Genomic DNA, 10,812 nt, shown 5'->3' with positions numbered 1-10,812 from the left:
ATCACGCTGGGCTTTCCTTGTGATCTGAGCTCACTCAATTACCGAAAGATCATTAGGCCCTGGGCTGGCCCAATTTTGGGCTGTCGCAGGACTGGATTGGTTCCAACCAATTGCAGTAGTGAATCCGTGCTAACAGAAGCGGACTCAGCGGGCCGTGTCGACCGAAAGTTACTGTCGTCGGGCAGTTTCACGGACGAGACCGGTGATCAGGGCGGCAAGCGCCATCGTGACGAGGACCGCGCCGTAGACGAGTTCGGTCTGCAGTAAGCCGAACGGTGCGACCATGCGGCCGGCGATGATGGCTGGGATGCTGAATGACAGGTAGCTGACGACATACAGTGCCGCAAACAACTCGGCACGCTGGTGGGGTTGCACCAGTGGGCTGAGGCGTTGGATGCTGCCGGAGAAGGCGGACCCGAAGCCGACGCCGGCCACTGCGGTGCCGATGAAGAACACGGGGCCGGAGCCGAAGACGATGGCGGTCATTGTGATTGTCACTCCCGCCGCCAGCGCGCCTGCACCGATGAGCGTGGTGGTTCGGCTGTCACGTTTGCGCAGAATGATGGGAGCCAGTGCGCCCACTCCGTTGAGAACGGCGATGGCCAGGCCGCTGGCGAGTCCCGCGTGGATGTGCAGAATCTCGGTCATCGTCAACGGGATCAGGGAAAGGTAGAGACCTCCGAGCATCCACACGCTGACGATGGCCGGGACGCTGGCGAGAAAGACCGCGCGGGCCGCGGGTGGAATCGACACTCGGGGGATGAGCGAGATGAGGGCGCCCGGGCGCGGTGCAGCCGATTCGGGGATGAAGAAGGTCAGCACGCTGGCGAGAGCGAAGAACACGGCGAGTGGGATGAAGGTCGACAGCACCGGCGTGTCGGAGAACTGAAGGATCAACCCGGAACTGAGAGCGCCGAGCGCGAGGCCGGCAAGTGGCGAGACGCTGCCCAGCATGGCTCCGATGTGCTTCTTGTCTGGTGGGGCCGCCTCGACGATCGCCGCGGTCAGGGCGCCGGTGACGATGCCCGTCGCGAGTCCCTGCACGATTCGTGCGGCGATGATCCAGTGGACGTCATCGGCTGCGACGAACATGGCCATGGCGCCGACCTGTATGAGAATGCCGCTGACGACGACTGATTTTCGTCCGATGTGGTCGGACACGGCACCGGCCGTCAACAGTGCGACCAGCAACGCGATCGCGTACACGGCGAAGATGATGGTGAGGGTGGACGCGCCCAGGGACCAGCGGTTCTGGAAGACGACGAACAGCGGCGAGGGAGCGCTCGCTGCGAAGAAGAACGCGAGCAGTTCCACGCTCAGCAGCGGCAGGGCGAGGACTCCGGAAGTTCGTGCGGTGCGCTCGCGCGTGTGGATAGAGGTGGACATCCCTCTCCTTAAAGCGAAAATATGTGCATTAAGGAGAACGATAGACCGCACGGACTCCTTAAAGCAAACTACTGTGCGTTAAACTAACGTCATGTCGTCCGATTCTGTTCCCACCCGCCGCACCGGCGGCCGAAGCGCACTGGTCATCGCGGCGGTACGCGACGCCGTGGAGGATCTGATCGCCGAGAGCGGCGCGGACAAGGTCACCGTGCCGGCTGTCGCTGCTCGTGCGGGTGTGAGCCCCTCGAGCATCTACCGACGATGGGGAGACGTCGGAAGTCTCGTGGCCGAGGTTGCAACACTGCGCTTGGACCCCGATCGGCCACTCCCCGACACCGGGAACATCGGCGACGACCTGCGGGCGTGGGCACGGGAATTGTACGGACACCTCGCTCGCCCGACGAAGGCGTCACTGTTGCGGGCCTCCGCCGTGCTCGCCGACGATGGCGAGACCAACTGCCTGGCCACGCGTCGAGACGAAGCGGAGCGACTCGTCGAGCGTGCGTACGCGCGCGGACAGCTCACTCCCAGCGTGCGGCAGATCATGGACCACCTCGTTGCCCCCATCATCTATCGCATCACCTTCGAACCCGACACCGTCGACACCGGATTTCCGGAAACACTCGTCGCCGAACTCGATCGGATCACAGAAACGGGCTGATGCGAACGGCTCGCGGACGATTTCGTGGTGCAGTACCAACCGAATTGGTGCCCGGACAACAAACCGAACACACGATGGTGAAGCACCGGCGGCCGCTCTACCTCCGGGAGCTCAGGACTCGCGACCGGACGGACCGCGCGGGGAGTCCCGGCGCGCGTGCGGGGTGAGCAACTTGACGGCGACGAGGAGATCCAGGACGTCGTCGAAGCGCCGAAGATCCTTTCCGGTCCGCTCCGCGATACGGTCCAGCCGGTAGTAGGCGGTGTTGCCGTGGACATACAGTGTCTCGGCCGCCGCCTTCGCATTGAGGTTGGCCTTGGCATAGGCCTCCAGGGTGTCGATGTACACGCGATCGGCGGCAAGGTCGTCTTCCACGAAACGCCGGACCGCGGGATCGATGAGACGGCGCGCGGTGTCGTCGCGTTTGGTGATGAGGTATTCGAAACTCGTCAGATCGTTCAGCGGTTTGACGCCCGGGCTGTCGGACAACGCTTCGCGGGCGGTGACGGCTTCGCAGTAGGCCCGAGGCACTGCATCGAGACCGCGGTGCACCGTGCTGATGCCGATCGTGAGTTCGATGCGCTGTGCGCGCAAGGTGTCGAAGGCATGAGACAGGCTCTGGGTGACTGTGTCGCTGCTGCCGTCATCCGCCGGAAAGATCCCGATGAATTCCCCGTGCCGGAAGGCGATCAGGCCGCGGGTGCGGGTGTGGTCTGCGCCCGTGACGCCCAGCGCGCGGACGATTGCCTGTCGGCTTCCTCCGTCGGAGGCCGCGAGACCGGAAGCGACAACGATCGCCGAGCCGAGTTCGAGTCCCGCGGTCCGCAGCGTCGCCTGCCGGGAACCCACGGTGGGCGTCTTGCCGGCAAGCAGATCGTCGACGAGGTCCCGCGCCGCCCTGGCCGCGTCCGCGAGTAGGAACTGCTGCGCCTCCAGGTACCCTTCTGCGGCGATCGTGCTGCCCGCTTCGATCACGCCCATGATGAATTTGACGGAGTCGGTCGCCGCGGCCTGAAGGTCGGGGTGTTGCCGGGCGATTTCGAGGACGCTCTCCCAGAGGGTCGACTGGCTGATCCGGAACGCCTGGAGGAAGTCGGCGAGCGGAATCGACTGTGTCACCCGGCGCAGGGCGTGGTTTCCGGTGATCCGGAAATCGTCGCGCGACGGGAATTGGTCCTGCGCCAGACTGTGCGCGAAGGTGTCGAAGACATCGCGGCAGTGAGCGGCGACGTCCTCCCGCAAACCGGGATCGGCATTGTCCCGATAACCCGGCACCTGCTCGCAGATCCGTGTCGCGGCGAGTGCGGCTACCGCGTGCACGGAGTCCTCGACGTGCTGTGCGAGTTCGCGCGTGAGGTTCTGTGCGTCGGAGTGCGGTCGGTCGACCACGGGCGTCACCCCTATCGAAGTGCCGAAGACGACGTGCGTCCCGGTACGACACCACACGCCATACCGGTGCCGCTCGGAATTATGGATACCTCACACGCTAGCCCGGCGCTGCGGCGTCCGGTCGCATGAGGCCTTGGTGCCGGTCAACGTACCCGCGCCGGGACCACTGCCGGCGCCCAGGGTGTCGGGCTTGGGTCGTGGCCCGCATCGATGCCCGGCCGTTGTCGATCCTTCACAGGGCAGCCTGTGATTCGGGCACTGTGTCCGGCCGGATCAGTCTGCCTATCGTGTCGCTGGTGCGTCCATCGGGCCACTGCACATGGGTGCTTGTCGATTCCCGAGGGGTGTCATGGTTCGCGAACTCGCAACAATCGATGTCGACGCCGGAACGGCCGACTCGTTCGAAGCGGCGGTCGGAAGAGCGGTTGCACTGTTCGACGCCACCGCAGGGTGTACGGGCATTCGCTTACACCGGTCTGTCGAGGTCCCGAACCGATATTGGTTGGTCGTGGAGTGGGGCACGATCGACCAGCACATCGAATTCCGGAACTCTCCCACGTTCGGGCACTGGCGCGCCCTGGTCGGGGAGTTCTTCGCAGCAAGTCCAGTCGTCGAACACCTCGACCAGGTCGCGCTCGGATTCTGAAAGTCCTGCCGGAGCCTCATCCTGCACAGGCAGCTCTGCGACATGAATCGACGACAGGGCGATCCGAGCGGCGAATAATGTGGCAGGAGGCACGCGCCGTGGAATCGTTCGACGGGAGCATCCATGAGTCCTACCGAGTCGGAATACGAGTTCGTGATCGTCGGGTCGGGTGCCGGTGGAGGCCCACTCGCGGCCAACCTCGCCGCCGCGGGACATCGAGTGCTCCTGCTCGAGGCTGGTGACGACCACTCCTGCGTCTACTACCAGGCGCCGATCTTCCACGCCCAGGCATCGGAGGACGAAGATATGCGCTGGGACTATTTCGTCCGTCACTATCGAGACGACCACGCGCAGGCAGCAGATCCGAAACATACGCCCGATCGCGTTCTGTACCCGCGAGGCGGGACGCTCGGCGGGAGTACCGCAATCAGCGCCATGATCACCGTCTGTCCCCACAACAGCGACTGGGACCGGATAGCGACCACCGTCGGCGACGACTCGTGGCGTGCCGAACGGATGCGGCCTCTGTTTGAACGAATCGAGCGGTGGCGGGACCCGACGACACCCGGAGCGGACCCTCCGGAGAGCAATCCCGCACGTCACGGCTACAGCGGGTGGCTGGGAACAACGCGTGCCGATCCTGAGGCGGGCGGCCGTGAACCCTACTTCCTCGACATCATCGACACCATGGACCAGGCATCCCGCGAGCACGAACCGCCCGACGAAGACTGGCGGGAACCCCCGCAGGATCCCAACGACTGGCGGGTCGTCAAGTCCGGAGGAACCGGGATGATCTTCATCCCGGTCGCCGTCACCGACGGCGTCCGCAACGGGAGCCGCGAGCGAATCCTCGGCGCGCAACGCGATCATCCGCAGAACTTACACATCGAATATTCGGCACTCGCCACCAAGATCGTGTTCGACGGAACGAGAGCCGTCGGCGTCGAGTACATACGTGGGCGGCACGTGTACCGCGCCGACCCCCGAGCGACACAGACGGACGGAACTTCTGCCGCACCGCGCCGGATTGCGACCGCCACCGCCGAAGTGATCATCTGCGCGGGCGCGTTCAATACTCCCCAGCTCCTCAAACTCTCAGGGATCGGACCACGCGCCGAACTCGAATCGTTCGGAATCGACGTGGTAGTGGACCTGCCCGGAGTCGGTGAGAACCTCCAGGATCGATACGAGATCACCGTCGTCGACGAAACAGCCCACAACTACCCCATTTTCGAGGGTTCGACCCTGGATGCGCCCAAACGTGGAGAGCGCCCTGATGGCCTCTTCACCGAGTGGCGCGACAAACGCACCGGGCCCTACACCACCAATGGCACTCTCGCCGCATACGTCAAACGGTCCAGCAGTGCCCACGACGACCCCGACTTGTTCGTCTTCTCGCTACCGGTGTTCTTCCGCGGCTACTACCCGGGATACTCGCGCGATTTCACGAAGAGTCACAACAGCATTTCGTGGGTCGTTCTCAAAGCACACACGAACAACACTGCCGGCAGCGTCCGATTGCGGTCCCCGGACCCCTTCGACACCCCGGACATCTGTTTCAACTATTTCGCCGAAGGAAGCGACGACGGTGGCGAAGACCTGGCCGCGGTGGTCGACGGTGTCGAATTCGCACGCGCCTTGAGCGCCCGACTGGGCGGATTCGTCGCACACGAGGTTCTACCCGGTCCCAGCGTCCGCACGAGGGAGGAGATAGGCAACTACATTCGGCAACAGGCGTGGGGTCATCACGCGTCCTGCTCGTGCAAGATCGGGGCGGACGACGACCCGATGGCTGTTCTGGACGGACGGTTTCGGGTGCGCGGAGTCGAGGGACTCCGCGTTGTCGATTCATCGGTATTTCCCCGCATCCCCGGCTTCTTCATCGCCGCGGCGGTATGGATGGTGTCGGAGAAGGCATCCGACACCATCCTCGCCGAGTACTCCGGATAGCCGCGTGGCAATGCGAGAAGGTCGGTTACCGCACGGGGTTATGTCTGGGAGAACTGACGCATTTCTACGACACCGGCCGCGTCGTGTCCGCCGTCTGTCAAGCCCGGCCGGTCTGCTCAATGTGCCGCTCGGGAATGGGGATCCGAACCGGCACTCCGGGGAACGGGCACCTCTGGTCCCCGAGCTACTCGCCGCATCGTGCGGCGGGGCACCGATTTCGATCATCCGGCAGTACATCGAGCAGCAGCGGCGACCGCCTCGCGCTCCCGGTAGACCGAAGTCGACGCGGTGACCCGGCCCTGAAGGACCGGGCGTGCGCGCTACGCTCCACGGTCAACCTGAACTCTGATCGCGCATCAAGCGGCCCGCCGGCCGGGAGTCGCGACGGACTTCTGGCCGGCGGCCACACTCAGCCGAGCTGGCGGATGACGGCCTCGCCGACCTTGCGGGCACTGCTTGGATTCTGCCCGGTGATCAGTCGGCCGTCCTCGACGACGAACGGGTCGAAGGGGTTCGGTGCGAGGGTGAACCGAGCTCCGCGGCTGCGCAGTTCGTCTTCCAGGCTGAACGGCACCGCGTCGCTTCGCTGTGCTAGTTCCTCCTCCTTCCATGTGAATCCTGTTACCGAGCGGTCTTTCACGAGGTATTCGTCTTCGCCGACTTTGACATTGAGCAAACCGGTCGGACCGTGGCACACCGCGGACACGATCTTCCCGGCCTCGTAGAACTGTGCGATCAGTTCAGCGAGTGTCCGGCTCTGTGGGAAGTCGAACATCACTCCGTGTCCGCCGGTCAGGTAGATCGCGTCGAAGTCCGCCGCATCCACTTCGGCCACTGACACGGTCTTGTCGAGAAGATTCATGAAATCACGATCCGCATAGCGGTTTCCGGTTCCGAGATCGCCGAGGAAATTTTGGGACAGGCTCTCCGGGTCGATGGGAACGCGTCCGCCCGCAATGCTGGCGATCGTCAGTTCCAGTCCGGCCTCTTCGGCCACATCCCAGAAGTGTGTGAGTTCCCCGAGCCACAGACCAGTGCGGTAACCCACCTTTTCATACTCGCCGATGCTGGTGACGATGACGAGAACCTTCGAACGAGTTGTCATGTGTTGTCCTTTCGTGCCGTGAGTTGGGTGTTGTCAGGTCAGGTCGTCGCGGGAACCACGTGCAACTCTGCCGAGTAGCGAACGGAATACAACTCGCTCGTTCGCGGCGAGCACGCGGAGGACGGCTTCTTCGGCGACGCGCACATCGTGTTCGAGGGCGGCATGGTGAGCGGTTCCGCGGCCCGTCGCGACGATCTTGCGGGCACGACGGTCCGCCGGATCCTGTACTCGCTCGACGAGACCAGCTTCTACCAGGGCATCGATCACGTAGGTGATGACGGTGCGATCGATTCCGAGGTAATCGGCAAGTCCGATCTGGGTCGGCAATTCCTTGCGCAGCACGGTGTGCAGCAAATGGTAGCCCCGCGTGCCATGGGAGGTCGGCAACAGCCGGCGACACGAGATCACTGAAGTGGCGCTGAAGTGTGCTGACCGACCAACCCAGGTCGCAGTCGACGTCCGCGACACTCCCCGGCAGACTCGGCGGTTCCCCCGATGAATTGACCATGAAACGAACTGTAGGAATAGGAGTTCTGTGTCACCAGTGGATTGGTGACACACTCATCTGTGCGCCCACACAAGTGAGAGGGACTGCGCCCCGGGGGCTGTGACGCAGACCCAAATCGTCCCGTGAATGCTCACAATCTTTGCCGCCGCATCTCGCCGCAAGGTGAGAGGGCAGTCACAGTATGGCAATGACTTACACCGCCACTGCCGCCCCGCCCAGCCTCCGCGCCCAAGCCCGGAAGGCCTCGGTCGCTGCTGCGCTCGCCTCGTCGCTCGAGTGGTACGACTTCTTCATCTACGGCACCGCTGCCGCGCTCGTCTTCAACAAGACCTTCTTCGATACCGGGGACCCGGTCGTGTCCGCAGTCAATTCTTTCGCAACATTCGCCGTCGCGTTCGCTGCCCGGCCATTCGGTGGTGTGATTGCAGGGCACTTCGGCGACAAGGTCGGCCGCAAGCCGGTGTTGATCACCGCGATAGTCCTGATGGCCGTCGCGACGTTTCTCATCGGATTTACCCCGGACACCCAACTGATTTGGCTTGCACCGACATTCCTGATCATCCTCAGAGTTACGCAAGGACTGTCTCTCGGCGCCCAATGGGGAGGAGCGATGCTCCTCGCCACCGAGTACGCCCCGGAAAATCGGCGCGGCTTCTACGGGAGCTTCGCGCAGATCGGTGTGCCGATCGGCGTGCTCACGGGAAATCTGGTCTTCCTTGTGTTGAACGGGGCTGTCGGTGAACCCGCCTTCCTGGTGTGGGCGTGGCGGATACCGTTCTGGATCAGCATTGTGATGCTCGGAGTCGGGCTCTACATTCACCGGTACCTCGAGGAAACCCCGGCATTCCGTGCCGCCGAGACGTCCCTTTCTTCCGCAGCGAAATCCACCTCACCCGTGCTCGAAGTTGTACGGAACAACTTCGCGACGATTCTGCAAGCGGTGGGCACGTTCATCGTGGTGAACGCCATCTTCTACGCCACGATCATCTCGTCGTTGCAGTACGCGAACGTGGTGCTGAAGATTGCGACACCCCAGGTCCTGCTACCCATCCTCGTCGGTGCGGGTGTGCAGGTAGTTCTCATGCCGGTGGCTGCGCTCGCCTCGGACATCTTCGGCAGACTTCGTGTCTACGCGATCGGAGTCGTGGCGATCGGACTGTGGTCCGTACCGATGTGGTGGATCTTCAGCCAAGCGACCGCCCAGAACACTGTGCCGATCTGGGTGGCCGTCGTCGTCGCGTCGGCCTTGATCAGCATCTGTTACGGCCCACAAGCCGCGCTCTTTGCGGAGATGTTTCCCCCGCACGTGCGGTACTCAGGTGCATCGTTGGGATACCAGATCGCCACGGTCGTCGGAGGCCTCACACCAATCGTCATGGTGGCCTTGATCGACGGAGAACGCGGCAACGCGTGGAGATTCGCCGCGTACGTCGTACTCCTCGCGTTGGTGGCGCTCGTCAGCGTCGGACTAATCCAGCGCGGACACAACAACACGCACGGCGCCAACGGCAAGTGAGACGTCCGCTGACTGCCGACCGGGACGCGCTCGATGAACGGCACGACAACCGTGCCGCTGCAGCAACGAGAAAGAACCGAGTTACCCGATGCGAAGCGATCACTGCGGATCAACCGGGAGGACCAGAAGCGCTGAAGTGGAAGCACTTCTCGGCAGCACCGCCGAAACTTGGTGAAGTATTGATCGACGTCGGAGAGGCGCGACACGCCTTGACGCTGCAGGCAAGGGGAGTTCGTGTGTCTGCGTCGCTCTCTCGACCCTCGTGTTGTGGCTCGTGATTGAGGAGTGCCCATAGAACTCGATGCCACACCGGTCGAACAGGCCCGCCCGTGTACTGGTCTCTGCAGGTGACAGACGGGCTGCGGCACCTCTTCAACAGCTGAAGGATTATCAGCCAACGATTTTCACCGTCCCTCCGGCGGCCACTTCCAGCCGCGGAGAGCGTAGTACTTCTCGCGGGGCTCACCGGTCCAACCATTGATGCCTTTCCGTGGAAGCCACCAGGCGTGGACCAGCAGGACGATCATGGCCAAGGCGCCGAGCAGCACGAAGAACCAGAATCGCCCGGCTGTGCTGGAAACCAGGACCGACAGGCCACAAAACACGACCATCTTCCCGATCCGCCGCCATTTCGGGGTGTGCTCCTCCCAATGTCCCCACACGATGGTGCCTACTGCGGTGATCCCGCAGATCACCGCGATCTCAAACCAGTAGGGCCAGCTGCTCATCGTTTACCTTCCCATGATTCCGCAGCTACTGCAGCTACCGCTACCGCCCCGCCGATCCACACGATGGCCTGACCCAACGTCAGGGTGTAGCCGTCCCGGCCCATTCAAGGGTGCGATCACACAACTCGCGGGGTCGCCCTCGAGCGGACGGCACGGTCTGCGTGAGCGCTCCGAGGAGCCCGCCGCGCGGCTCGCGGCAATGTCCGTGCCCGGCGGCCCGCCGGTGGTCGTCGGCTCCACGCTGGTGGCGATCGTCAACGCCAACCTCGTCGCCCGGTGTATCGGCCCGGAGCTGGCACCAACAGCAATTCGATTGTCGCCGACATGAATGCAACGGGCGGTACGGCGCAGGCTACCGGCCCATCTCAGTGGGCTGATACCCAAGTTCGTCGAGGGTGTTGCCAGGCGGTGGGTCGGCGAGCTCGAGCTCGCAGCCGGTGTCGAGCTCGCGGACGGCCCGCAAAGCGCCGTTGGGCAGGACCGAGGCCTGGTATTTGCCGGTGCTGCCGAGGTAGATCGCGAATCCCCACCGACTGGCGGATCCGTCGTTGCACAGGCGCATCCAACCGCATCACTGTCCCGCCCGTCAGCACCCCGTTGGTGAAGGCGAAGTTGCCGTGGAATCGGGTACTGATCGTGGCCAGTTTCGACCACCTGAACATTGCGGTGTTCCGTCGATCGAGTGGTTCTGTCCGATGTCCTGGCATCATCGCCTCCGGGTGGGTCGTGCGGGCGATCTTCGATCCCCATGGGTTCGGCGGGGTGCCCCGGTCCTGCAGCCCGCGCACGGGTCGCGTTCTTCCTTTCCTCGGTGCGGTGGGAGCGGTGGTGCCGCGGCATCCGACGAACACACCGGGTCCAATGTTGAGCGTCCAACGCTCAATTCTTCTCCTTGACCTCAATTTGGGTCCGAGGGAAAATTG

10 protein-coding genes and 2 pseudogenes are annotated in these 10,812 nt (G+C 63.6%); 6 read left to right on the top strand and 6 right to left on the bottom strand.

Annotated features, from left to right (window positions below):
• Positions 1–168: 168 nt before the first annotated feature.
• Positions 169–1,386: an MFS transporter gene (locus tag P3H15_RS33270; protein ID WP_276141134.1), complete on the bottom strand. Its 1,218-nt coding sequence runs from the start codon at positions 1,384–1,386 to the stop codon at positions 169–171.
• A 91-nt stretch (positions 1,387–1,477) separates the two neighbouring features.
• Here P3H15_RS33270 and P3H15_RS33265 point away from each other — a divergent pair, with 91 nt between their 5' ends.
• Positions 1,478–2,047: a TetR/AcrR family transcriptional regulator gene (locus tag P3H15_RS33265; RefSeq protein ID WP_276141133.1), complete on the top strand. Its 570-nt coding sequence runs from the start codon at positions 1,478–1,480 to the stop codon at positions 2,045–2,047.
• Between the two features lie 111 nt (positions 2,048–2,158).
• Here the strand turns inward: P3H15_RS33265 and P3H15_RS33260 are convergent, their stop codons facing one another.
• Positions 2,159–3,436, bottom strand: coding sequence for a CdaR family transcriptional regulator (locus tag P3H15_RS33260; RefSeq protein WP_276141132.1), 1,278 nt, complete (start codon positions 3,434–3,436; stop codon positions 2,159–2,161).
• 349 nt (positions 3,437–3,785) lie between these two features.
• On the opposite strand from P3H15_RS33260, the gene P3H15_RS33255 reads away from it, so the two are divergent.
• The 3 genes and pseudogenes from P3H15_RS33255 to P3H15_RS33245 form a co-directional block, all read left to right on the top strand.
• Positions 3,786–4,082 (top strand): antibiotic biosynthesis monooxygenase, encoded by a 297-nt coding sequence (locus P3H15_RS33255; protein WP_276141131.1) that lies wholly within the window; start codon positions 3,786–3,788, stop codon positions 4,080–4,082.
• Between the two features lie 123 nt (positions 4,083–4,205).
• Positions 4,206–6,032 carry a GMC family oxidoreductase gene (locus P3H15_RS33250; RefSeq protein WP_276141130.1) on the top strand — a complete coding sequence of 609 codons (1,827 nt, stop codon included), beginning with the start codon at positions 4,206–4,208 and terminating at the stop codon, positions 6,030–6,032.
• 164 nt (positions 6,033–6,196) lie between these two features.
• Positions 6,197–6,324 (top strand): annotated as a pseudogene (locus tag P3H15_RS33245) (transposase); the annotation flags it as partial.
• 117 nt (positions 6,325–6,441) lie between these two features.
• Here P3H15_RS33245 and P3H15_RS33240 read toward each other — a convergent pair.
• Complete coding sequence (locus tag P3H15_RS33240) at positions 6,442–7,137, bottom strand: type 1 glutamine amidotransferase domain-containing protein (protein ID WP_276141129.1); 696 nt, start codon at positions 7,135–7,137, stop codon at positions 6,442–6,444.
• A gap of 33 nt (positions 7,138–7,170) precedes the next feature.
• Entirely contained in the window at positions 7,171–7,479 is a 309-nt protein-coding gene (locus tag P3H15_RS33235; RefSeq protein WP_276141128.1) for a MarR family winged helix-turn-helix transcriptional regulator, read from the bottom strand.
• Positions 7,480–7,832: 353 nt separating this feature from the next.
• Between P3H15_RS33235 and P3H15_RS33230 the strand changes: the two genes are divergently transcribed.
• Positions 7,833–9,161, top strand: coding sequence for an MFS transporter (locus P3H15_RS33230; protein WP_276141127.1), 1,329 nt, complete (start codon positions 7,833–7,835; stop codon positions 9,159–9,161).
• Positions 9,162–9,565: 404 nt separating this feature from the next.
• On the opposite strand, the gene P3H15_RS33225 is transcribed toward P3H15_RS33230, so the two are convergent.
• Positions 9,566–9,889, bottom strand: coding sequence for a hypothetical protein (locus P3H15_RS33225; RefSeq protein ID WP_276141126.1), 324 nt, complete (start codon positions 9,887–9,889; stop codon positions 9,566–9,568).
• Positions 9,890–10,103: 214 nt separating this feature from the next.
• Between P3H15_RS33225 and P3H15_RS33220 the strand changes: the two are divergent.
• Positions 10,104–10,266 (top strand): annotated as a pseudogene (locus P3H15_RS33220) (serine protease); the annotation flags it as partial.
• Here P3H15_RS33220 and P3H15_RS33215 read toward each other — a convergent pair.
• On the bottom strand, positions 10,242–10,451 hold the full coding sequence (locus P3H15_RS33215) for a hypothetical protein (protein WP_276141124.1): 210 nt from the start codon (positions 10,449–10,451) through the stop codon (positions 10,242–10,244). The pseudogene P3H15_RS33220 and the gene P3H15_RS33215 sit on opposite strands and share 25 nt — an antisense overlap.
• Positions 10,452–10,812: the final 361 nt, after the last annotated feature.

Origin of the sequence: Rhodococcus sp. T2V (assembly GCF_029269925.1) — a bacterium.
Taxonomy (GTDB): Bacteria; Actinomycetota; Actinomycetes; order Mycobacteriales; family Mycobacteriaceae; genus Rhodococcus_F; species Rhodococcus_F koreensis.
Note: the sequence above shows the minus strand (reverse complement) of the source record. Positions and strands in the feature narration are given on the sequence as shown.